Source organism: uncultured Shewanella sp., from assembly GCF_947501665.1.
Classification (GTDB): domain Bacteria; phylum Pseudomonadota; class Gammaproteobacteria; order Enterobacterales; family Shewanellaceae; genus Shewanella.
Genome location: NZ_CANMWS010000021.1, coordinates 91616 through 114838 on the forward strand (window position 1 = coordinate 91616; position 23223 = coordinate 114838).

Below are 23223 nucleotides of genomic sequence, written 5' to 3' on the forward strand. Positions count from 1 at the left end.
TTTTTTTGGCAGAGTGTTTAAATGGAACAAGTTTTAGAATCCGGTATTGAGCAGTTAGTACGATGTTTTCAGCGTGAAAAAATTGAGCCGATGGGGTTGCCTAGTATTGTGCAGCGCCGTCAAGGATATATTGAGAGTACTAAGTTGGCTGGTGTTTCACCGTTGATATTGCATGTATTTGAAAGGGTTTCTAATGGTGTGCGAATTAAAGTGTTTAAACCTTCAGAAGAAACAAACCTGCCCGTTTTGATCTATTTTCATGGTGGCTGTTTTGTCAGTGGTAGTGTTGAAACCCATGATCAGCAATTAAGGCAAATTGCACATTTATCAGGTGCAATTGTGATTGCTGTGAAATACCGCTTAGCGCCTGAATACACCTATCCGTGTGCGCATGATGATGCCTTTGAAGCATGTGAAGGTATTTATCGGGATTGCTATCAATGGGGAGGTAATAAAAATGCCATTATCTTAGCGGGAGACAGTGCGGGTGGGCATATCGCTTTAGTGACGACGCTAAGATTGCGAGATGACTCGAGTTGGTTACCGAAAAAGCAAATACTGATTTACCCCATGCTGGATGCAACGGCATCAACATCGAGTATGACACGATATGGTGAGGATTATGTGATCACGAAAGCTATGTTAATGTCGGGTTTTAAGCATTATATGGGGCAAAATAATGTGAATGCGTTGCATTCGGAATTAAGTCCACTTTTTCGAGATGATTGGAAAGGGTTACCAGAAACACATATTTTAACCGCTGAATATGATCCCCTTGTCGATGAAGGTGAAGCGCTATATCGACGTTTATGTTTAGCTGGCGTGCAGGCTTATTGTCGTCGTTATTTTGGTGTTATTCATGGTTTTATTCAATTATCGACGATTAGTGGCTCAGCCAAAGAGGCTTTAGGGCATATCGCAGGGTTGATTAGGGAGGCCTAAGTCACAACAAAAATAATAATTGCGAGCTATTATTATAGGCATGAGCGTGCCTTTTTTTGTGAAGTATGACTTTAAAAAGGCGCAGGTGTTATCAAGTCAGGTATAGAGCGAAACAGGGAAGATTATGTTGTTATTGGATTATATAGGGTGGTTAGTCTCTTTAGGTATTATCGGTCTTTTTGCGTTTGTGAGTTTTCGTTATCGCCTTCCTCTCGCTCAGTTGGTGCTACAAGAGAACGAATTACAGGTCAAGGCAATATCTGACATGACTGAGTTGAGTACTTTGTCTGACGGGCAATTTTTAGAGAATAGATTTCCTTATCAATTAGGGCTATGCGCTTTTAAATTAAATTTAGGCGAGATTATTATAGAGTCTAGCTGCAAAGGAAGGTTAAAGCTCTGGTTGATTGATGAATTTGATCAATCAGCCAAAGGCTCTGTAAAAGCCGATAAGCGATATTGGGTTGATGGATTTAAAATTGCGCAAACGACTTGGAAAGTGGATGGCAGTACGAAAGTGACGTTATCCATCAACAATACCATTTTATTTGCTGATACTAATGTGAACATATTAGCCTTTCTTTTAGGCCGAAGAGCACCTTCGGTGGTCATAAAAGGCGTATTTGGTGGTCCGCCTAAAGAGCCAGAAGAGGAGCATGTGGCTAATCCTGTGGTTTAGTCAATATGGGTCTTTTGATGTATAGGGGAGGTGAATATGGATAAACGTCCGAATACGATTATCGATATTCAATCGGTAATCCCATCGATTGTGTTGGATATACGTTACTGTTCAGTAGATAACTTTGTCGGGGTGCCTATCGATGGCTATTTAGCGCCGAAAGTTTTTTTATCGATACCAGCATGTCGAGCGATAGAGCAAGCACAAAGTATGCTTGCGCTGTTTGATTTGGGGATCAAAATTTATGATGCTTATCGTCCTCAAATGAGCGTTGATCATTTTATACGTTGGTCTCAATCTGAATACAATAATGAAATGAAAGTGATTTATTATCCAGAACTTGATAAAAAAGAATTATTTAATAAAGGCTTTATTGCAAGGCAATCCTCCCACTCAAGAGCAAGTACTGTCGATATCACATTAATCGATTTATCTTCTCCTTCTTTTCATGAGTTGGATATGGGAACCGCGTGGGATTATTTTCACCCTGCTTCTTGGACATATTATAAAAAATTGACTCATGAACAGCGTGCTAATCGTATGCTGTTGCAGCAAGTGATGAGTCGTGTTGGCTTTAGAGGCTTGAAACAAGAGTGGTGGCATTTTACGTTAGAAAAAGAGCCTTTTCCTGATACTTATTTTAATTTTCCAATTGAATAGGTCATCACTTGTGTATGATGAGTCAATGATTAATCTTGTTTAATACCACAGAAGTAAGATTTTTTACCTGATAAGGTAGCAGGCATTGAGACATATGATGTGGAGATAACAATGAGTCGATCTGAATTACATCGAATGCATCGTATTGGCTGGCTTCGTGCAGCGGTACTTGGGGCTAATGATGGTATTGTTTCCACTGCGAGTTTATTGATTGGCGTGGCCGCTGCCCATTCAACTCGTTTTGATATTTTGCTTGCAGGTATGGCAGGGTTGGTGGCTGGTGCGATGTCGATGGCCGCAGGAGAGTATGTCTCTGTAAGCTCGCAATCTGATATTGAAGAAGCCGATTTAGCGCTAGAAAAGGCGTCATTAAATGATGATGTTGAATTTGAAGAAAAGGAACTCACGGAGATCTATTGTCATCGAGGCCTTGAGCCTGAATTAGCACAACTTGTGGCAAAACAATTAATGGAACATGATGCATTAGCGGCACACGCGAGAGATGAGTTAGGCATAACGGATACTGGAAGAGCTCGCCCGCTGCAAGCTGCTATCTCATCGGCAAGTATGTTTACGCTTGGTGCATTGTTACCTTTATTGGTGGCATGGTGGGCACCGTTAAATAAGATGATAGTTGCGATCAGCTTTGCTTCACTGCTTTCTTTGGCTATTTTAGGAATGGTAGCGGCGCGTGTGGGCGGTGCATCAATGAGAAAGGGAGCAATGAGAGTACTCTTTTGGGGAGCCTTGGCGATGTTACTCTCAGCAGCTGTGGGGAAACTCTTTGGTGTAGTGGTATAGCTAAATCAATATAAAATGATAGTCTCAGAGCAATCAATTGAGCGGCAATTTGAGGTGCATTAGTGATGGAATGTAGGCTCCTTTCGAGATAATGCAACAAAGAAGTGCCGCTCAAATGAAGCTCCTAACAGGCTGGTTTAAAAGTGATTTATGCGTTGTTAATTTGTCTTACCGTAGAATGACTATGCTTTTAACAATTCGCCTAGCCTAAATCACTTTTTATTCCAGCTGAGTATGTCATTTTATATTGATTTAGCTATATAGCTTTTACTTTTCATTCAAGGATGAAATTATGACGATTCGTTATGCAAAAATAGTACTTATTTGGAGTGTTGCTTTATTTTCAGGCCTTGTTGCTTGGAATAATATGGTTGATTATGAGTCAAATTATAGTTTTGTTTTTCATGTGCTGAAAATGGATACTACATTTCCTAATAATGTGGGTATGTGGCGAGCCATAGAGTCACCGATGGCGTACCATTTTGTTTATGGCGTTATTATTGCGGTTGAAAGTCTCATTGCTTTATTATCGGCCATTGCTGGAGTACAGTTAATCAGGCATCGTCATAGCCATAGAGAATTTAATGCAGCGAAGAGTGTGGCGGTAGTGGGGTTAGTGTTAGGTGTCGTACTTTGGTTTACTGGTTTTTTAACCATTGGAGGTGAATGGTTTTTGATGTGGCAGTCTGCAGTCTGGAATGGACAACAAGCTGCCTATCGATTAGTGGTTGTGTTTTTAATGATTTTAATTTTTCTTCTTTTACCCGATGATTTTGTGAGTAAGGAATGAGGTTGTACATTAACCAACTTGAAGGTGAGATAAGCAGCGCTGCTTAATATCGTTATTTTTGATTCTATTTTGGTATGCACAAATATGTCAATATGCTGATACATTTAAACATAAAGGATAACAAGCTTCACATTAAGCTATCAATTTAAAGTGAAATAGCTTATTTTTTGATACTTGTTATCCCTCATTCAGACTAAATAGAAAAGCCTAAACCCACAATAAATTGATAATCATCTTTTTTCGGAATTTCACCTTCACTATTAGCTTGGGGTTGGCTGACTCTGTCCCAAACAAAGGAAAGATCTAAATCAAAATATTGGGTTAAGTTAATAGAAAACCCTGTTAACACATGATGAGTGTATCCTCCCGCATCGCTACTGCCGTACTGAATACGATAAAGGGCATTAAAATCGATAATCTCAGTTAACTTTGTGTCATAATCTGTTTCAACAACAATGGCTGGACTGCTGTTATATTTTTCTTCACCGGCTTCGACTTCATCAAAGCGCGTATATACATAAGCGGGACCTCCACTGACTTTCCACTCAGTCGTCGAGGTATCAATGATGTTATAACCAATACCCGAACCTAAGGTGATTTTATAATCATAGTTTAAAAAGGGATCTTTATAGATTTCGCCAAAAATGGGGCGTAAATAGAATTTTTGGGAGACAAACCAATCAAAATTACTGTTCAATCTGTGATTATTAATTGTTTCCTCGCCATCGGTACGTGAGTAATTTCCTAAATATGTTGTGTTAAAGCGAGACTCAGTTGTTCGTCTTCGCGTATAGGCAATCGCACTATAATCAATTTGATCTGTATTGCCCGAATAAAAATCAGCGCCTAAAGTTATTTTACTGGACCAGTAATTACTTTCACTATCATGGCCTGTGATAATGGTCATGACATCATGACGGGGATACTGGCGGTTATTGATTGTTATTTGGTTATTTTTTAAGGTTAATTGTCCTACCTGTATGCTAAAGTCGGTCAAACCTACACTGACAATATGACTGGTATGAAGTTGAAGAATATCATCCCAATCTATGGTTAATGTGCCAAACTCTTTGCTCTTAAATTCGACTTTTTCCTCATATAAATTATTGAGGGTTCCTTTGAGCATTTCTAGGCTGGAGAGTTGGATCCAATCATACTTGTCATCAATGGGTAAAGTGAGCTCTGCTGGGGTGAGCTCATTTTTACTTTTGTCATTTGGTAGTGCTTTGGGCGCAGGAGTGGCGATGCTTTCAACGCTGATGACGCATAAGCCACAAAACAAGGTCATCAGGCTCAGTGTGTTTTTCTTCCATAACGATGTGTGGTGGATTAGCGCATTTTCCTTCACCTTTTTCTCCCTAATTGGTTATCGTCTCGTTAGGGAGAATATATTACAAAAGTGTTATTTATAACACAATGCTGTTATAGGTAAATCAAAGAGTAAATTGTATTTATCAAAGATTATAATTCTCCTAATAACCAAGGTTTAATGAAGGCCGCAATCTGCGGCTGCGCTTTCGCATTAGGGTGAATACCGTCATTTTGCATTAAATTGGGGTGAGTGATGATATCTTTTAGGAAAAAGGGCACTAAAGTGACGTGTTGTTCCTTAGCGACATCTTGATAGACTTGGGCAAATTGTTTGGCATATCTTGGACCATAATTGGGAGGGATCATAATATTAGAGAGCAAAATAAGTGCGCCTCTTTCTTGAGATAATTTAATGATTTGTGTTAGATTTTGTTTAAGTTGTTTTGTTGGAAACCCTTGTAGTCCATCATTCCCTCCTAACTCAATGAAAACCAATTGAGGGGCTGATGAATCAAGTAATGCAGGCAGCCGCCTAAGAGCTCCTGCGGATGTTTCACCACTAACAGAACCATTGATGATCGTATGTTGCGGTAATTTTTTACGTATTAAGTTAACCCAGCCTTCATTTTCAGGCATACCATAACCTGCACTTAAGCTATCGCCTAAGATTAAAATGGGAGCAGCTTGCAAGGGAAGACTTATCAAAATGAACATCATGGCGAAGCATGGCGCCATGTACTTTTTCTTTAAGAAGGATGTTATGTCTAATAAAAGTGCCATAGTGGTTAATTCTCTCGTTAAGTCGGTGGCAACCCAAGAAGGGCTGCTTTCTATCCTCAACGGCATTGACTTAGATGTCAAGCAGGGAGAAAGTATTGCTATTTTAGGTCCTTCGGGATCAGGAAAGTCAACTTTGTTAGGTTTGCTTGCGGCGCTTGATACGCCAACATCTGGTGATATTCACCTAGATGGTGTGTCCTTAAAGGGGCTTGATGAAGAGGGTAAAGCGGCACTTCGTAAAGAAAAAGTGAGCTTTATTTTCCAGTCTTTTATGCTTGTTGATACCTTAAATGCCCTAGAAAATGTGATGTTACCCGCCGAACTTGCGGGAATTAAAGACGCAAGAGAAAAAGCAAAAAAAATGTTAGACAGAGTGGGACTATCTCACCGTTTAAGCCATTTACCTCATCAACTCTCAGGCGGTGAGCAGCAGCGTGTGGCCATTGCTAGAGCTTTTATTAGCGAGCCAAAGGTGTTATTTGCTGATGAGCCAACAGGTAATTTAGATGCGGCAAACAGTGATAAAATTACGCAAATGCTATTCTCTATGAATCAAGAAAGTCATACAACTCTTGTGCTTGTGACGCATGATTTAATCTTAGCCAATTTGTGTGAGCGCCAATTTATGATGGAAAATGGGGTGTTATCAGAGTCAAGGCTTCAGTCCGCTCATGTTATTGATGAGGTGAAATAATGGCTTTAACATTAGCGTGGCGACTGTTTAGACGTGAATTATTTCAAGGGCAATTATTACTGATTATTTTGGCTATTACGTTAGCAGTACTGTCTGTGACGGGATTGGCCAGTGTAAGTGATAGGCTTAAGGCAGCCATTGAAGGCCAAGCATCTCAATTTATTGCAGCGGATCGTATTATTCGCTCGCCAAGAGAAATTGATCCCGCCTTATTAGCGGTAGCGGATGAACTGGGTTTATCACAAACCTTAGTGTTGGAATTTAATTCCATGGCGTATAGCAGGGATAAATTTCAACTTGTTAAAGTGAGGGCGGTAGAGGATGGCTATCCTTTAAAAGGTAAAATTGAATTAGTGACCGGTCCAACTTCTGGATTACCTCAGTTTGAGCATTTATGGGCTGAAACTCGGCTTTATGGTTTATTATCTCAGCCGAAAAACATTGAAATTGGGCATATGAATTTTACCTTATCAAGGGAAATTACACGATTGCCTGATGCGGGATTTAATCTGTTTGCTTCATCACCTGTTGTCTTAATGCGCATGGCAGATGTGGTTAAAACCGGTGTATTGCAGCCAGGTAGTCGAGTCACGTATTTATATCAATTCGCGGGTAACAGCAGTCAATTAAAGGCATTTGAAAAACAAGTCAAACCGCTGTTGAATACGAGTCAACGTTGGGTTGATGTGACATCAGGAGACTCTCCAATAGCCAATGCTGTTAACCGTGCCGAGCAGTTTTTACTCTTAGCATGTTTATTAGGGATTGCTTTGGCGTGTGCGGCGATTGGCATTGCAGCCCAGCGTTATTGTCAGCGTCATTATGATGTTGTGGCTATGCTGAAAACATTTGGGGCTTCGGCGCGTCAAATTCGTACGCTTTTTAGCTTGCATTTACTCTTGGTGACATGTGTGGGTGTGGTTCTTGGGATCATGTTAGGGATAGGGCTTGATAAAGCCATTAGCGTGTTTTTACCTGAGGAGATAGCCCGTTATTCTCCCTCATTGCTCAGGCCTGTTTTATTAGGCGCTGCAACAGGGTTAATCAGTGCTGTGATGTTTTCAGCCTATCCATTATTGCGTTTATTATCCATTCCGCCGCTAAGAGTCCTTCAACGTCAGCTTGAAAGTGCGAATTTAGGTATGTGGCTTCATTTGTTGCTGAGTTTACTGGCAATGGGGTTACTGGGCTACTTGTATTCTGGACAATTGGCCATGACTTTGACTGTGGTGGCTACTGTTTTACTGTTAGGCATCTTATTAAGTGTATTGGGTTTTTTCATGATAAAGCTAGGTCATGGAATGGGCATGAAAACAACCAATCCTATGCAGTTAGCTTTGGCTGGACTAAGGCGCAGAGCAAAGCAAAATGCCATACAGTTGGTTGGTTTTAGTTGTGCATTGGTGCTTTTATTAACTATTTTGGCGCTTAGGCAAGATTTGTTAGAGGAATGGCGAGAGCAATTACCGGATAATGCTCCTAATTATTTTTTGGTAAATATTGCACCAGAGCAAAAGCAAGATGTAGTCAAGTATTTATCTCAATATATCACTGAGGTCCCCGATCTCTACCCTGTTATTAGAGGCCGATTGACGCAGATCAATGGGGAAAATACGATTACTCAAAAGCAGCAAGATGAAGGCAGTGTTGGGCGTTTAGGCATAGGGAGAGAGCTTAATTTAACGTGGCGAGATGTGTTACCTGCTAATAATCAATTGTTAGAAGGGGAATTTAATCGAGCATCAAATGAGGTTTCTGTCGAATCTGGAGTGGCTGATCGTTTAGGACTCAAACTCGGGGATAAGTTAACTTTCACCATTGATAATCAACATGTGAATGTTATTGTGTCCAGTATTCGAGATGTGCATTGGGAAAGTTTGCAACCTAACTTTTTCATGATCTTTACGAAAGAGGCTTTGGCTTCTTTTGTATCGACGTCCATTGTCAGTTTTCGATTAGAAGAAGACAAACAACAAGTCATTGTGGGTTTATTGCGTTTATTTCCTACAATATCAGTGATTGACGTGGGGGCCATGATAGATCAGTTACGGCAAATTATCAGTCAAGTCTCAGTGTCTTTAACGTTAGTATTGGCATTAGTTGTGATGGCCAGTGCACTTGTTATGATGGCACAAACTGAAGCGGGTATGGCTTCTAGGCAACGAGAATTGGCTGTATTAAGAACGTTTGGCGCTAAAGGGAGTTTGTTGAAATGGGCTACGGGATTGGAATTTGCCTTGTTAGGGGTCATAGCCGGTGTTTTGGCCGTTTGTGTCGCAGAGTTTTCTCTATATTTATTAAAAACCCAAGTATTTGAACTCAATGTGTCTATGCATTGGCCTTGGTGGGGGATTGCACCGCTTAGTGGTGGGGTGGTGGTTGGCTTATTAGGTCTTTGGCGGTGTCGCCAATTATTAAATCAATCTTGCACTGCGTTATTAAAAGGGCATTAAGCACTGCTTGGCCCTAAGGTTATGTCTGTTGAAGCAATTGGTGTAGTGCTTCATTGAGGTAGGGGTATTGAAATTGAAACCCTGAGGTTAATGTGCGAGTGGGCAGGACAAATTGTCCTTGCGTAAGCAGTTGTGACATCTCGCCTAACGCCATTTTTAATATAAATGTAGGCATAGGGAGTATGGCGGGTTTTTTAAGGGTGTGGGCTAATATTTTGGCAAATTCGCTTTGACTGACAGGGTGCGGGGCGGTAGCGTTGAAAACACCTTGGCAATGGGTTTGTTTTATCATAAAAATAATGAGGTTGATTAAATCGGTTTGGTGGATCCAACTTACCCCTTGGCGTCCTTCACCAATAGAGCCGCCAAGCCCTAATTTAAAGGCGGGAAGCATTTTACTGAGCGCACCGCCATGATTGCCTAGCACTAAGCCTATGCGTAAAATAATGACTTGAGTTTGTATGGAGCGGCAATTATTTGCCGATTTTTCCCATTCTTTGCAAACGATGTGAGGAAACTCATCAGCGCTGTCTTTTTGAGGGATAAAGTCTTCATCCAATGCTGTTTGTGCTTGGCTACCATAAAAACCGATGGCGGAGGCGTTGATTAGCTTGTGAGGTGGCGTGGCACTTTTTTTGATCAATGTGGCAATTTCTTGGGTTAATTGCCAGCGACTATGACAAATACGATCTTTTTGTTCATGGCTCCAACGCTTGTTTGCTATTGCTTCTCCAGCCAGATTGATCACGATATCAATGTCATTGAGATGTTCAAGTGAACTTAACTCTTTTAAGTAGGTATGTGACATGCCTAACTTTTGTGCTGCTTTTCCTGGGTGACGAGACAGAAGTGTCAATGTATGTTCTTGTTCAAGGGCATGAACTAATTGTGTTCCAATAAAGCCTGTTGCACCTGTGATAAGTATATTCATGATGGTATTTTTTTTAGGGTTTCATACAAGCATAATCAGTTGGTTAGAAATTGGATCAATTTTTTGAACTTTTTATTCAAAATGATGAGATAAGGAGAGCACAAACGTGCCTCACTCATGTTAAGTGAGGCTGGGGGGATTTTTTATATATCGGTGATATTTTAGCTTGAAGTCTCACGGGTATAGCAAAGTGATAAAGACACTGAATCGGCAAATCGCAACGCGTAGGGTTTGTCTATTTCAACTTCGGCTAATTCTACCCAAGGATGTTTACTGGCAATGGTGAGTACTTGATTCGTGAGGTTTTCAAGTAGTGAGAAACGATTATTCTCAACCAGTGCAATTATTTCTTTTGTTATTGTTCGATAGTTTAATGCATCCTCCATATTGTCACTGCTGCGGGCTTTATTAGCACAATAATGGATAGAGGCATTAATAATAATGTCCTGTTGATTGTTAATTTCATCCTCTTTTATGCCGATAAATGTCCGTAAGCGTAAATTTTTAATGCGGATAATTGCTATTTCTGGCTTCATTCTTGTTATAATCTCCTTTATATCACTAAGAATAAGCCTATCAATTTTATAGTAAATCTAGAAGCTTTTTTGTCTTAACCTGTATAGAAAACCGATAAAGTCTTGTTATAAATAAGCGTTGAGGATCACGTAAATGAATCGATTTGAAGATAAAGGGGTTGCGTATAAGGGCATTGCGACGATGGGATTTATTGTGATTATTTTAGCTGGTATTAAAATTGCCAGTTCTATTGTTGTCCCTTTAGTGTTGTCTGCTTTTATTGCGGTGATTTGTAATCCTATTATTAATTGGATGGCAAAATATCGCGTACCGCGTCTATTGGCTGTGTTGATTTTGATGGTGTTGATTTTATTAGCGGGTTTTTGGTTAACGTCAGTGGTTGGTAGCTCTATTACCGAGTTTTCCAAGCAGTTACCCCATTATCGTAGCCAATTGATAGAGCACTTTTCATGGGGGATTGATAAATTACAGTCGTTGAATATCAATATCACGCGAAAACAGATCATGTCTTATTTTGATCCCGGTGTGGCTTTTTCAATGACAACTAACATGCTATCGGGTATTGGCAATGTCATGGCGAATTTGTTTTTAATTGTATTGACCATTGTTTTTATGCTGATTGAAGCGCCTACATTTGCTAAAAAATTACATTTCGCATTTGATAATCCTGGTGTTGGCTTACAGCAAATGGATAAGTTTTTACATTCTGTTAACCGTTATATGGTGATAAAGAGCCTATTGAGTTTAGCGACGGGTGTCATTATTGGTGTTGGCCTTTATATTATTGGCGTGGATTATGCCTTGTTGTGGGGAGTGATTGCTTTTTTGTTCAATTATATTCCAAATATAGGCTCGATTATTGCCGCGGTTCCTGCTGTGTTATTGGCTTTCATTCAATTAGGCACCGGCGAGGCGGGTGCTGCGACGTTATTATACATAGTAACGAATACTGTTATTGGTAACATTATTGAGCCTAAATATACTGGACGGGGAGTTGGGCTGTCGACTTTAGTGGTTTTTTTGTCATTAATTTTTTGGGGTTGGCTATTGGGGACGGTCGGTATGCTATTGTCAGTTCCCTTGACCATGGTGGTGAAAATTGCGTTAGAATACAGTGAAAGTGGAAAATGGTTATCTATTTTATTGTCTGACAATTTAGGTGCAGAGCCTTGCGTTACAATAAAAAAACCGGTTTGTGAACCAGAAAAGATTGAGCAGGCTGGGGAACAAGATTTGAAAGATTAAACATCCTTCCTTTTATTCACCTGAGTGTGTCAATGACATTAAAGTGAGTTGGGGAATAATTTTTAGATGGTTGGAATCGTGAGTTCATGCAGTTATTTTTAGAAGCACTAAAAGAAGTGAAGTGGGATCAAGATGTTATACGTTTGTTTCATGGACGAGGGCGGCGTTATGATGGTTGTGAACATATTTGTTTAGATTGGTTTAACCCCGTTTTATTGCTCACAAGTTTTAAACCGTTAATAGATGAAGAGCGTGGGGTGGTCATAGATGCGATAACTTCACGTTGGCAGGAGTTAATGCCTACAGATCCGCTTAATTTAGTTTATCAGTATCGCAGTGGCGGGCAAACGCATACAGAATGTATTACTGGCTCGGTTCCTGAACCTCATATTGTGACTGAAAACGGTGCGCGTTTTCAGGTACATTTATTAAAGGGACAAAACCATGGATTGTTTCTTGATATGAGTCAAGGTCGTCAATGGGTGCGAGAGCAGGCTAATGGAAAAAAAGTGCTGAATCTCTTTGCCTATACCTGTGGTTTTTCAGTGGCCGCTCTTCAAGGGGGAGCGACTGATGTGGTGAATATGGATATGAGTAAAGGTGCGCTAGCGATTGGCAAACAAAACCATTTATTGAATGGTTTTCAAACGGGCGCTAAATTTTTAGGCCATGATATTTTTAAGTCATGGGGCAAGCTGACCAAGTTAGGCCCTTATGATCTCATCATTGCTGATCCACCGAGTAATCAAAAAGGCAGCTTTGTGGCGACCAAAGACTATGCCCGTTTATTGAAGCGATTACCTGAATTACTGAAAGAAGGGGGAGATTTGTTGTTATGTTTGAATGCTCCCGAACTGGGCATTGACTTTTTAAAGGATCAAGTCAAAGAATACAGTCCAAATTTAGTGTTTAACGAACAAATTGATAATCCGGAAGCATTTGTGGATATTGACCCAGATAAAGCACTGAAAGTATTGAGGTATCGATGAGCTACGGGTATTTTTAGGTCTTTTTAGCTTAGGTAATTAAATTGATTGTATGTTAATTTTGTAATATAAAATTATCTTTTAAGATAAAAAAGGCATTAAAAACTGAAAGCCTTTCAGTTTTTAATGCCTTTTTTATTGTTTTTAAGCTTAAGACACTGTTTTCTTCAAACAGAACTGAAAGTTTTTTGTAATTATTGGTTTTGAGGTGATATACTCTACTGAGTTTGAAAATATCAAGTATTACGGTTTATTTTCATTCAAACAAGGCAAAATGACACGATTTGATGGCATGCCTTTGTTCCCTACATTTTTTGATGCGGAGTGATTATGGAAGCGCAAGACTACGAAGAAGCTTACTATCAAGTACAAGATGAAATGTTAGCTTCATTGCCTACTGAAATGGATGAAGATGCGTTTTTAGATTGAGCTCCTTATTCATCATTTTTGATCCAAGTCGCGAGATGGATTAAAAATGATAACAAAATAAAAATGCCAGTCAGTGATTGATTGGCATTTTTATTACTGTGACTTAGGTGCGATATTATAAAGCGCAGCAATGTTGCGTGAGCAATCGAATAAATGAGGTCTGGCTTGTTTAAAGAGTGTGGTTAAGGGGAGGTTTTTTGGGGTAATGGAAAACAATGCGGTAATGCCATTATCTAAGAGTACTTGTGCATCTTTACTGATACAGCCTCCAATGGCGATAACAGGTATATGATGTTGATTGGCTAAGCGAGCCACGCCAATTGGGGCTTTGCCATTGAGTGTTTGACTGTCTAAGCAGCCTTCACCAGTGATGACTAAATCCGCGCCTATTATTTTTTTATCTAGGCCTGTTGTTTCAATGACAAGATCAATACCTGGCTGTATTGTTGCTTGAAGTAATGACATGAGACCAAACCCAATACCACCGGCGGCTCCTACCCCTGCTTTATCTCGATGATCTTCTTTTCCTGTTTTAACCCAAACATCGGCAAAATGGGCCAGTGCTTTGTCAAGTCGATTAACGGTGTGACTGTTTGCTCCTTTTTGAGGGCCAAATATTTGGCTGGCCCCTGTGGGCCCACATAAGGGATTAGTGACATCACAAGCCAGTTCAAATTGACAAGTTTGAACAAGGGGGTGTATTTGGGTGGTGTCAATGGAGTCGAGTGCTTGCAAGTGAATGCCACCAGGCTTTAATCTTTGTTTGTTTTTATCGAGAAACCTTACACCTAATGCACTGAGTATTCCGGCACCAGCATCATTTGTGGCGCTTCCTCCGAGACCTAATATGATATGTTTTATGCCTCGGTTTAAGGCATCAAGGATTAACTCTCCAGTGCCGATACTTGAGGTTATTTGCGGATCACGTAATGTATTGGGAATTAAATCCAGTCCCGATGCTTTGGCAACTTCAATAACAGCGGTTTTTACTTTGCTCGCTGAGCTATGGCCAAGAATACCGTAATACGCCTGCACAGCATCGCCTAAAGGATTGGTAACGGTTAAGGTGATTTTTTCCCCCTTTGTACTAGCAATTAGAGTATCAACTGTCCCTTCACCACCATCGGCAATAGGTTGGTTAATGTAATGTGCATGAGGAAAGACGCTTTTAAACCCTTTTTCTATTTCATTGGCGACTTCAACAGCCGTTAAGCTTTCTTTAAATGAATCAGGTGCAATTACGATTTTCATAAGGTATCCATAAAGTTAGCTTACAGTAGAACTAGGCTTAACAAATAAATGCAGCTGATACTCACCAGCCCTTGGATCAATGTGGCCATGGTTTGTGCTTTATAGGCCTGCTTCACACTCATTTTACTGAACTGTGCCACGACCCAAAAAAAGCTATCGTTGGCATGGGAGACAGTCATGGCTCCACTGCCAATGGCCATGACAACAAGAACACGACCTATGTCACTTGACAATCCTATACTGTCTAGCATAGGTGCCACTAATGCTGAGGTTGCAACTAATGCTACTGTGGAGGAGCCTTGTGCTGATTTAAGAGCGGCAGCGACTAAAAAAGGCATAAACAGACCGAGCCCTAATTCAGATAATGATGCGCCTAAAAAGTCACCGATTGGAGTGGCTTTTAATACGGCACCAAAAGCGCCGCCAGCACCGGTTATGAGTAAAATGGGCGCAGCTAAAACTAACCCATCGCTCACATGTTGGCTTAATTGTTTTATTTTGTCTGCTCCTTTTAGCAGTGTTAACGATAACAACAATCCTATCATGAGGGCGTTAATAGGCTGACCAATAAAATCAAAAAGATGCAATATTTCACTTTGTCCAAATGGTTTTGAGGGAAGCTGGGCAATGGATCCTAAACAGATTAATAAAATAGGAATAAAGATAGGCGCAAAGGCCCGGTATGGGCTGGGAAGTTGACCATATTGACTTAGGCTAGCTTCGACATCTGCCGTATTGTCATTGGTATTTGGCGCATTCTCTCCATCAGGTTGGGTCTGTAAAAACCGATTCGCCCATAGCATGCCTGCAATGGAGGCGATGGCGGCAATGACGAGTCCAAACGCTATCACAAGGCCGAGGTGATTGCTTAATCCAAGGTTGCCAGCAGCAGCAATAGGGCCGGGTGTAGGAGGAACAAAAGTATGGGTAGCATAAAGGCCCGTGGCGAGTGCCACACTCATCGCTACGCTGGAAACTTGCATGCGATGGGCCATGGATTGTTTTAATGCATTTAAAATAACGAAGCCTGAATCACAAAAAACAGGAATAGACACTAAGTACCCGATGATGGACAGGGTTAAAGTTGGATAGCGTTGCCCTAATAATCGTATTACGACATCTGCCATGGTGATCGCAGCGCCACTTTTTTCTAAAATAGTCCCAATAATGGTGCCTAAGACGATAACCAATCCGATATAGCTGAGTATGCCACCAAACCCTTGACTGATAGTTTCGGCAATATTCTCAGCGGGTAACCCACATGCAAAAGCGGTGAGAAATGACGCAAGGATCAAAGTTAAGAAGGGGTGTAATTTAAACGTTGAACTCGCCACAATAATAAAAATAATGACGAAAATTAATATTAATACCAGACTCATAGTTAATCCTTTCTAGGCATGCTGAAGCTATGTCATTTTGTATTGATTTAACTATATTGTAGCGTTCAGGATCTTTGTATACTTTAGCGTAATAGACAGATCCAGTGAGAAATATTGCCTTTTTTTTATGCAAATGCACGAAAAAGTTATTTTACAAGCAGTCGACTAAGATAGAGCTGACACACGCCTTCTAATGATTGAAGTTGAATACCCGTAATTTGTTGTATTTTATCGAGGCGATATCTGAGGGTATTTCGATGAATATAAAGTGCATTAGCACAGGCTTGTTGATCGCCAAAATGAGAGAAGTAGACATGTAATGTATTAACCAATTTTTTATTTTTGTCAGCGTTTAAGAGTTTCAAATAAGGACGAAGTAGCTCTTGTCCTTGCCAATGTTCTCTGAGATCAGATAATAAGACTTGTAATACATAATTTTCAAAGACATATTTACTCTGTGCTGGAGCGGTTTTAATGCCAAGGCATAGCGTTTCTTTTGCTGTTTGATATGACAGGTAGATATTATTTGGATCGGGGAAATAGTGTCCTAAGGCGACTTTTACTTTGTTTTGGAGCTTGTCAGGAAGCCTTTTAAGGAGGCGATCGATACGTTGACTTTCATTTTCAGGCGCCCAATCTTGACCATTTAAGGATGCGGGTTTAAGGATCACTAATTCTGTTAGGGAAGTGATGGCCACTAAATTATCTCTTTCAGGCGTGTCAATAAGTTGAACGAGGGTATTTAATTCATTATGTTCAGCTTTCTTAGCGAAAGAAGCGTCTAATTGCAGCACACATGCCACTCTTGGCACACTTAGATCAATGGATAATTTTTCGGCCCATTGTTGGATAAGCTTAGTATCGTCAGTGTTTTTTTTGATCAATTGAAGAGTGAGTTCTTCTTTTTGTCGATTGTGCCATTGTGTTTGATTTAATAATTCGGCTTGCTCAACAATCATTTCTGCCGTCATTTTTAAAAGTTCGCCATATTGATTGAGTCGCTCTGGTGAGCCTGTGATCCCAATGACGCCAATGATAGTGCCTTTAAAGTGAAGTGGCAGGTTAATACCGGCTTGTACGCCTTGAAAGGTATCAATATTATCGGGATGAATTGCTATCACTTTATTTTGGCGAATGGCGAGCAGCGCGCCTTCATGAATTAATCCAATGCGCTCAGGATCACCTGACGCGAGAATAATGCCTTGGTTATTCATGACATTGATGTTGTGTTTAATAATATGAGTGGTGCGCTTTATTATTTGTTGTGCAATCTGCTTATTCAAAAAATACATAGTCGGCATTTCATCAGCGGAATAAAAATTTCATTTCTCATTTGAACATAAAAATACATTCCAATAAACATTTCGTAATGTGCCATTCTTTTATTAATACCAAAATTAAATTTTCTTATTTGTTCATACTATGGAGAACGGTTTATGCTAGTAAGTAAGAAAAATGCGAAGGCAAACGTTTGGGCTTTGCTAGCGATGGTGTTATCTGTACTGGTTATCGCAAATGACTTTACTGCCTTTTCTGTTGCTTTACCTATGATGAATGAACAACTTCATACTGGAATTGATAAAACACAATGGGTGATAAATGGTTATACTTTAATGTTTGGTGTGTTTATCGTTACAGGAGGGCGGTTAGCTGATCGTATTGGTCGTCGTAAGACATTGATTTTTGGTCTAGTTATATTTGCGTTTTTTTCGGTACTGGCAGGTTTAGTTAATTCGATTTATGGGGTCATTATTTGCCGAATATTAATGGGGATAGGTGGCGCGCTCATTTGGCCATCGGTTATCGGCATTGTGTTCTCTGTATTTCCAGTAAGTAAAGCAGGTATTGCTGGTGCGTTGGTATTGGGTACGGCAGGATTTGGAAATGCAATGGGCCCCTTATTGGGAGGGGGGCTCACAGATACTTGGGGCTGGCGCTGGATATTTTTTATTAATTTACCTATTGCTATTATTGTGTATCTATTAGTTTGTATCAATATCGAAAATGATAACCCTGTGGATCAGAAGGAGTCTATAGATTATGTCGGCGTATCGACCTTATCGATTTCTTTACTATCATTATTACTAGTATTAGATTTGGGGATCAGTGTTGGGTGGAAAAACCCTTTTATTTTAAGTTTGTTTGTTATTTTTCTTGTTGCCTTGTTCTGCTTTGTTCTTATTGAACGAAGAGGGGGAGAAAGTGCACTTATTCCACCTGATATTATACATAATGTCTCTTTTTTACTGGCTGGCTTAGCCACATTGATGACATCAGCGGTTTTTTTTACAGTCTTGGTTTATTTACCTTTATTCTTCACTAAAGTTATGCAGTATTCCGCTATGGAGTCAGGTATTGGGCTATTACCCATTATGTTGACATTTGCACTTTCGTCTTTTTTTGCCGGTGCATTTTATGAAAAGTTAGGGGCGAAGTGGATTACATCTATTGGTACAGGTAGTTTAGTATTAGGTATGTTTTTATTATCGCATTTGACTATGTATACAAGCTATACCTCTATGCTAACAGGCATGATTGTTTTGGGATTAGGCGTTGGATTTTTCTATTCAACAATAACGACTGTGGCTTTGACATCTGTCTCTGAAACAAGAGCCAGTCTAGCTGGAGGTATTATTTATATGTTGCTGAATGTGGGAGGGGCAATTGGTTTAGCAGTGAATACGGTTATTGTTGCACAATATGAGTCCCTGAGTGAAGGAATGAATATGGCATTCAGTTTGAATGCCATATTATCTTTTTTAGGTTTACTTATTTGCTTGTTGTGGATTGGAAATAAATCCAATATTGAAAAGAGTTAGCTATAGATTGGTATAAAGCCCTTATAAACAGCTGTATAAATTATCACTCAATATAAACAGCCCTGGTAAAAATTGAAATACATAAAAACAAGATATTAATTTTACTTTTTATATTCAAATTTTGTTGGCGACAGTCTTTATTCCGAATCAGGTCAATTTATTCTATTGATGAATTGGTTGCTGATTTTCAAACACTTCTAAATTTATGTGCCATTATTTTGTTATACCGATTGTATTGCTAAGGGCAATAGATCATCAAATTACCTCTAAAAATCCGAGGAAGTTTGATATTAAGGCGAATTTTTTTGTGATTTAAAGGGAGGAAAGGTGATGCAGGAAGGTGAGCAGGAAAATGCGAAAATAAGCGGTTGGGCCTTGCTCGCTATGGCGCTATCTGTACTTATAATAGCTATTGATTTTACTGCATTTTCTGTTGCATTGCCTACGATAGGGGAAGAGTTTCAAGCTGGGATTAATAAGACCCAGTGGATCATTAATGGTTATAGCTTGATGTTTGGTGTGTTGATTGTCACAGGAGGACGTTTGGCAGACCGTATCGGTCGCAGAAAAACATTGATTATTGGGATCAGTATTTTCACGGCTTTTTCTGTTTTTGCCTCTCTAACGAGTTCGATTGTTGGGTTGATTGTTTGCCGAATATTAATGGGAGTGGGTGGTGCCTTAATGTGGCCTTCAATATTAGGTATTGTCTTTAGCATTATACCTGCTCATCGGGCAGGGTTAGCTGGTGCTTTAGTGATAGGTACGGCAGGTTTTGGTAATGCCATGGGGCCCATGTTTGGTGGTGTGTTAACGGATCTTTTAAGTTGGCGTTGGATTTTCTTAATCAATGTCCCCATTGCCATGATTGTTTTTTTATTCGTTTATAAAGTGATTGAGAATGATAAGCCAATAGATAAAAATGAACCCATAGATTATGTCGGTGTATTGACTTTATCGATTGCTTTAATGGCGTTATTGCTGGCGCTGGACTTCGGTATAGGATTAGGGTGGACAGACCCTTTTATTCTCAGTTTGTTTGTTATTTTCTTTATCGCAATATGTGCGTTTTTTTATATTGAGTATAAAGTGGGTCAATCGGCACTTATTCCAACTGATATGGTGCACAATTACCCCTTTATGGCTGCTGGGGTTGCCACTTTAATGATGTCTGCTATTTTTTTTGCAGTTTTAGTTTATCTGCCACTCTTTTTTAGTGAAACGATGCAATATTCTGCCATGCGTTCGGGCGTGGGTCTCTTACCGGTAATGTTAACGTTTGCTGTTGCGTCTTTTTTTGCCGGAGCGCTATATGAGAAATTAGGCGCGAAGTTGATTTTATCAGTGGGGAGTACCTGTTTAGCATTAGGTATGTTTTTATTATCGAGTTTAACCATGCATTCTAGTTATGCCTCTATGCTATTAGGGATGTTTATTCTTGGCACGGGAGTAGGACTCTTTTATGCCACCATTACCACGGCATCTTTAACCTCAGTACCAGAACATAGAGCCAGTTTAGCAGGCGGGATCATTTTTATGTTTCAAATTGCTGGTGGGTCTATCGGTTTGGGATTCAATACCGCGATTGTGACTCATTTTCAACAGCTTAGTGAAGGCATTAATATGGCATTTAGACTCAATGGTGTGCTATCTATTTTGGGTCTTATCATTTGTTTATTTTGGATTGGTGGTAAGAAAAGGCTTGAAAAGTGCCAATCAAAGATTAATTAAGGAGCGATAATGAAACCCGTTGCGGATCATTGGTATTTAGACATTGCGTTTTGTGTGATTTTTGCTCATCAAGAGAATCATATCTATGATGCTAAATTATCATAATTTACGCACTTTATTTCAGCAAAAACCTGGCGGTACGGCGAATAAATCCTTAGGCTTTTTGGCGATGTCACTGGCGATTATTCTTATTGCTTATGATTTTACCGCTTTCTCTGTGGCAATTAACAAAATAAGTACCGAATTTAATAGTACCTTGAATCATAGCCAATGGGTTTTTAATGGTTATGCATTGACCTTAGGTGTTTTTATTATTACTGGTGGGCATTTAGCTGATTTGTATGGTCGGCGTCGGTTGTTTTTCATTGGGTTGACTATTTTTACCCTTTTTTCTCTCATCGGTGCCTGTGCCTTTAACCTTAACATTTTAATTTTATGCCGCATTATCATGGGAGTTGGGGGAGCCATGATGTGGCCTGCTGTTTTAGGTATGGTTTATGCTTTATTTCCTGAAGAAAAAAAGGGCGTTGCGGGTGGCTTTATTATTGGAGTAGCAGGGATAAGTAATGCAGCAGGCCCTATGATTGGTGGCTTGCTAACAGACTTTTACAGTTGGCGATTGATTTTACTGGTTAATATTCCCATTGCACTGTTAGCGATATTATTCACTTGGAAAGCCATTGCGGCGGATGTTGTTTTGTTGAAAAAGAAGCATGTGGATTATGCCGGGGTGTTGGCATTATCAGTGTCACTTTTTTCTTTACTGTTTGGTTTGGATTTATTAGCCGATCCCCAGCTTAAAAGTGAGTTAATTATAGGGTTATTCAGCTTATTTGCTTTGAGCATGATGATTTTTATTATTATTGAACATTATCAAAATGAAAAGGCATTAATTCCTCAAGAATTGATGCAAAATAAAGTATTTTTTGCTATTGGGTTAACGACTTTGATGATGTCGACGGTTTTTTTTGCGGCGTTATTATATTTGCCACAGTTTTTTATGCGTGAGTTGGGCTACTCAGCAGCAAAGTCTGGAGTGGGGCTATTGCCCATGATTTTGACCTATGCCTTGATGTCTTTTATCTCTGGGGCTGTTTATAAGCGATTAGGTGCTAAATGTTTAGTATCTATTGGTGTGGGTTGTCTTGCACTGGGAATGTTATTACTGTCCTATGTCCATGCTTTGACACCTTATTGGCAATTAGTGGTTGTGATGTTCATATTAGGTGTTGGAATTGGACTGGCTTATCCTAGTGTCACTACCGCAGCATTGACGGTGGTGCCTTCATCGCGTATGAGTTTGGCTGGTGGGATTATTTATATGTTTAGAACCGCAGGTGGCGCCGTTGGAATTGGGATCAGCACCTGTATTATTCTGTTATCTTCTTCTCCCTTAGTGGGTATGCAACATGCTTTTTTGTTTAACGCTATTCTTGCGTTATTTGGATTGTTAATCTGCTTATTTTGGGTAAAAGATCATACTAGTGAGTCATATTCTGACTGAGGGACTTTAACATTAAAAATAGCTTATACTCAGATTGAGCATTATTGTTGTGATCTGCATTGTTAATGGGGGCTTGAAAGTCTATTTTTAAAATGCTGTTATTCTTAAGTGAAATGAAGGATAAACGATATGTTAGCGTTTAATTAATGGCTAAGATCCCGAGTATTGGGATCAATTGCTGAGTGGCTCTGAGCTGATCATTTACTTAGTTAGGTTGGTATAATGAAGTGAACCTATGAAGACTTAATGAGGTAATTGTGGAAGTTATTATTCTGATTATTGCCGGTTTTCTCGGAGGGATCTTGGCCAGTTTATTAGGCTTAGGGGGGGGATTAGTGATTGTCCCTGCTTTGATGATCTGCCTACCCTTTTATCAAGTTGACTCTAGTGTTGTAATGCATTTATCCGTTGGAACATCGCTCCTTATTATGTTGGTGAACAGCGTGGCGTCTGCGTGGTCTCATCATCAAGCAAGAAACATTGATTGGCTTTTATTTGGGCAGATCTTACCGTTTGTGGTTGTGGGCACATTGACTGGGTGTTTTGTTGCTATTCAATTACCGACTCAATTACTTATTTTTATTTTTCTAGTCTTTTTATTAGTTATTATTGTGCGTTTTTTAAGCCATTTTAAGAAAAGAAAACCTATGAATATGATAAACACCTCACGTCCTCCTATGATAGCAAAAGGACTGAGTGGTGTTATGAGTGGATTAATTGGATCCTGTATGGGCGTTGGCTCGAGCTTGATCATGGTTCCTGTTCTAAAGCGCTATGGCTTTTATATTCGCCATTGTGCAGGGCTCTCCAATGGCTTTAATGTGTTAATTGCGCTTATTGCTATTTTTTATTATTCCACATTTAACATTGCCCATGAGCCTTTTCCCAATTTTACAACGGGCTATATATTTTGGCCGGTGGTGATTTGGCTCTTTTTAGGCTCGGTTGTTGGTGTGCCTTTTGGCACTTGGCTTGGACGACAATTAACAGAAAAAATAACCACTTTTATCTATTTTAGTTTACTCTTGGCTATTTTTTTTATCATGCTATATAAACTCTTAAGGTTTTATTATTTAATCTGAACTTGGGATAATGAGTGTCACAGAATCAAAGTTATTCATTTTAAATTAGAAGATTAATTCTGTTTTAGTTGTTTTTTGTATTTGTTTTTTAATTTGGCTGAATATTGTTATTTTTGTCTACATTAAGGCGGGATGTTGTGTCTAAGTACCTGAGTATAAAATTACCAACAATTAGAATGATATTTGAGCGTTAGATTACCAATGACTGATGCTTGCATT

General features: G+C 39.6%; 20 protein-coding genes. 13 read left to right on the plus strand and 7 right to left on the minus strand.

Annotation, left to right across the window (positions count from 1 at the left end; genetic code table 11):
• Window positions 1–21 precede the first annotated feature (21 nt).
• The 5 genes from Q0976_RS16635 (at window position 22) to Q0976_RS16655 (ending at window position 3872) form a co-directional block, all read left to right on the plus strand.
• On the plus strand, window positions 22–942 hold the full coding sequence (locus Q0976_RS16635) for an alpha/beta hydrolase (RefSeq protein WP_299494987.1): 921 nt from the start codon (window positions 22–24) through the stop codon (window positions 940–942).
• Between the two features lie 124 nt (window positions 943–1066).
• Window positions 1067–1621: a hypothetical protein gene (locus tag Q0976_RS16640; protein WP_299494988.1), complete on the plus strand. Its 555-nt coding sequence runs from the start codon at window positions 1067–1069 to the stop codon at window positions 1619–1621.
• A 36-nt stretch (window positions 1622–1657) separates the two neighbouring features.
• Entirely contained in the window at window positions 1658–2281 is a 624-nt protein-coding gene (locus Q0976_RS16645) for a M15 family metallopeptidase (RefSeq protein WP_299494989.1), read from the plus strand.
• A gap of 111 nt (window positions 2282–2392) precedes the next feature.
• Window positions 2393–3082 (plus strand): VIT family protein, encoded by a 690-nt coding sequence (locus tag Q0976_RS16650; RefSeq protein WP_299494990.1) that lies wholly within the window; start codon window positions 2393–2395, stop codon window positions 3080–3082.
• A gap of 292 nt (window positions 3083–3374) precedes the next feature.
• Complete coding sequence (locus tag Q0976_RS16655) at window positions 3375–3872, plus strand: DUF2165 domain-containing protein (RefSeq protein WP_299494991.1); 498 nt, start codon at window positions 3375–3377, stop codon at window positions 3870–3872.
• 193 nt (window positions 3873–4065) lie between these two features.
• On the opposite strand, the gene Q0976_RS16660 is transcribed toward Q0976_RS16655, so the two are convergent.
• The gene (locus Q0976_RS16660) at window positions 4066–5220 is read right to left on the minus strand and encodes a DUF481 domain-containing protein (protein WP_299494992.1); all 1155 of its coding nucleotides are present in this window, start codon (window positions 5218–5220) and stop codon (window positions 4066–4068) included.
• A 113-nt stretch (window positions 5221–5333) separates the two neighbouring features.
• Window positions 5334–5918 carry an arylesterase gene (locus tag Q0976_RS16665; RefSeq protein ID WP_299494993.1) on the minus strand — a complete coding sequence of 195 codons (585 nt, stop codon included), beginning with the start codon at window positions 5916–5918 and terminating at the stop codon, window positions 5334–5336.
• 25 nt (window positions 5919–5943) lie between these two features.
• On the opposite strand from Q0976_RS16665, the gene Q0976_RS16670 reads away from it, so the two are divergent.
• Together Q0976_RS16670 and Q0976_RS16675 are read left to right on the plus strand one after the other, a co-directional pair.
• On the plus strand, window positions 5944–6657 hold the full coding sequence (locus Q0976_RS16670) for an ABC transporter ATP-binding protein (RefSeq protein ID WP_299494994.1): 714 nt from the start codon (window positions 5944–5946) through the stop codon (window positions 6655–6657).
• Entirely contained in the window at window positions 6657–9110 is a 2454-nt protein-coding gene (locus tag Q0976_RS16675) for an FtsX-like permease family protein (RefSeq protein ID WP_299494995.1), read from the plus strand. Before Q0976_RS16670 ends, Q0976_RS16675 begins: the two co-directional genes overlap by 1 nt.
• A gap of 19 nt (window positions 9111–9129) precedes the next feature.
• Here Q0976_RS16675 and Q0976_RS16680 read toward each other — a convergent pair whose 3' ends face one another.
• Both Q0976_RS16680 and folX read right to left on the minus strand, forming a co-directional pair.
• Complete coding sequence (locus Q0976_RS16680; RefSeq protein WP_299494996.1) at window positions 9130–10041, minus strand: TIGR01777 family oxidoreductase; 912 nt, start codon at window positions 10039–10041, stop codon at window positions 9130–9132.
• Between the two features lie 161 nt (window positions 10042–10202).
• Entirely contained in the window at window positions 10203–10577 is a 375-nt protein-coding gene (gene folX, locus Q0976_RS16685; RefSeq protein ID WP_299494997.1) for a dihydroneopterin triphosphate 2'-epimerase, read from the minus strand.
• Window positions 10578–10710: 133 nt separating this feature from the next.
• Here folX and Q0976_RS16690 point away from each other — a divergent pair, with 133 nt between their 5' ends.
• A complete protein-coding gene (locus Q0976_RS16690) occupies window positions 10711–11823 on the plus strand; it encodes an AI-2E family transporter (RefSeq protein WP_299494998.1) in 1113 nt (370 codons plus the stop codon).
• An 86-nt stretch (window positions 11824–11909) separates the two neighbouring features.
• Window positions 11910–12812 (plus strand): class I SAM-dependent methyltransferase, encoded by a 903-nt coding sequence (locus Q0976_RS16695; protein ID WP_299494999.1) that lies wholly within the window; start codon window positions 11910–11912, stop codon window positions 12810–12812.
• 519 nt (window positions 12813–13331) lie between these two features.
• On the opposite strand, the gene Q0976_RS16700 is transcribed toward Q0976_RS16695, so the two are convergent.
• From Q0976_RS16700 to Q0976_RS16710, 3 genes are all read right to left on the minus strand, one after another.
• Window positions 13332–14489, minus strand: a complete 1158-nt coding sequence (locus Q0976_RS16700) for a glycerate kinase (protein WP_299495000.1) — start codon at window positions 14487–14489, stop codon at window positions 13332–13334.
• 20 nt (window positions 14490–14509) lie between these two features.
• The gene (locus Q0976_RS16705) at window positions 14510–15868 is read right to left on the minus strand and encodes a GntP family permease (protein ID WP_299495001.1); all 1359 of its coding nucleotides are present in this window, start codon (window positions 15866–15868) and stop codon (window positions 14510–14512) included.
• Window positions 15869–16014: 146 nt separating this feature from the next.
• Window positions 16015–17160 (minus strand): sugar diacid recognition domain-containing protein, encoded by a 1146-nt coding sequence (locus Q0976_RS16710; protein ID WP_299495002.1) that lies wholly within the window; start codon window positions 17158–17160, stop codon window positions 16015–16017.
• Window positions 17161–17304: 144 nt separating this feature from the next.
• On the opposite strand from Q0976_RS16710, the gene Q0976_RS16715 reads away from it, so the two are divergent.
• From Q0976_RS16715 to Q0976_RS16730, 4 genes are all read left to right on the plus strand, one after another.
• Window positions 17305–18687 (plus strand): MFS transporter, encoded by a 1383-nt coding sequence (locus Q0976_RS16715; protein WP_299495003.1) that lies wholly within the window; start codon window positions 17305–17307, stop codon window positions 18685–18687.
• A 330-nt stretch (window positions 18688–19017) separates the two neighbouring features.
• Window positions 19018–20418, plus strand: coding sequence for an MFS transporter (locus tag Q0976_RS16720; RefSeq protein ID WP_299495013.1), 1401 nt, complete (start codon window positions 19018–19020; stop codon window positions 20416–20418).
• 85 nt (window positions 20419–20503) lie between these two features.
• A complete protein-coding gene (locus tag Q0976_RS16725; RefSeq protein WP_299495004.1) occupies window positions 20504–21922 on the plus strand; it encodes an MFS transporter in 1419 nt (472 codons plus the stop codon).
• A 257-nt stretch (window positions 21923–22179) separates the two neighbouring features.
• Window positions 22180–23004 carry a sulfite exporter TauE/SafE family protein gene (locus Q0976_RS16730; RefSeq protein ID WP_299495005.1) on the plus strand — a complete coding sequence of 275 codons (825 nt, stop codon included), beginning with the start codon at window positions 22180–22182 and terminating at the stop codon, window positions 23002–23004.
• Window positions 23005–23223 lie beyond the last annotated feature (219 nt).

Coding starts and splice junctions, on each gene's coding strand:
- Q0976_RS16635 (WP_299494987.1), top strand. CDS start 22: ATGGAACAAGTTTTAGAATCCGGTATTGAGCAGTTAGTACGATGTTTT.
- Q0976_RS16640 (WP_299494988.1), top strand. CDS start 1,067: ATGTTGTTATTGGATTATATAGGGTGGTTAGTCTCTTTAGGTATTATC.
- Q0976_RS16645 (WP_299494989.1), top strand. CDS start 1,658: ATGGATAAACGTCCGAATACGATTATCGATATTCAATCGGTAATCCCA.
- Q0976_RS16650 (WP_299494990.1), top strand. CDS start 2,393: ATGAGTCGATCTGAATTACATCGAATGCATCGTATTGGCTGGCTTCGT.
- Q0976_RS16655 (WP_299494991.1), top strand. CDS start 3,375: ATGACGATTCGTTATGCAAAAATAGTACTTATTTGGAGTGTTGCTTTA.
- Q0976_RS16665 (WP_299494993.1), bottom strand. CDS start 5,918: ATGGCGCCATGCTTCGCCATGATGTTCATTTTGATAAGTCTTCCCTTG.
- Q0976_RS16670 (WP_299494994.1), top strand. CDS start 5,944: ATGTCTAATAAAAGTGCCATAGTGGTTAATTCTCTCGTTAAGTCGGTG.
- Q0976_RS16675 (WP_299494995.1), top strand. CDS start 6,657: ATGGCTTTAACATTAGCGTGGCGACTGTTTAGACGTGAATTATTTCAA.
- Q0976_RS16680 (WP_299494996.1), bottom strand. CDS start 10,041: ATGAATATACTTATCACAGGTGCAACAGGCTTTATTGGAACACAATTA.
- folX (WP_299494997.1), bottom strand. CDS start 10,577: ATGAAGCCAGAAATAGCAATTATCCGCATTAAAAATTTACGCTTACGG.
- Q0976_RS16690 (WP_299494998.1), top strand. CDS start 10,711: ATGAATCGATTTGAAGATAAAGGGGTTGCGTATAAGGGCATTGCGACG.
- Q0976_RS16695 (WP_299494999.1), top strand. CDS start 11,910: ATGCAGTTATTTTTAGAAGCACTAAAAGAAGTGAAGTGGGATCAAGAT.
- Q0976_RS16700 (WP_299495000.1), bottom strand. CDS start 14,489: ATGAAAATCGTAATTGCACCTGATTCATTTAAAGAAAGCTTAACGGCT.
- Q0976_RS16705 (WP_299495001.1), bottom strand. CDS start 15,868: ATGAGTCTGGTATTAATATTAATTTTCGTCATTATTTTTATTATTGTG.
- Q0976_RS16710 (WP_299495002.1), bottom strand. CDS start 17,160: ATGTATTTTTTGAATAAGCAGATTGCACAACAAATAATAAAGCGCACC.
- Q0976_RS16715 (WP_299495003.1), top strand. CDS start 17,305: ATGCTAGTAAGTAAGAAAAATGCGAAGGCAAACGTTTGGGCTTTGCTA.
- Q0976_RS16720 (WP_299495013.1), top strand. CDS start 19,018: ATGCAGGAAGGTGAGCAGGAAAATGCGAAAATAAGCGGTTGGGCCTTG.
- Q0976_RS16725 (WP_299495004.1), top strand. CDS start 20,504: ATGATGCTAAATTATCATAATTTACGCACTTTATTTCAGCAAAAACCT.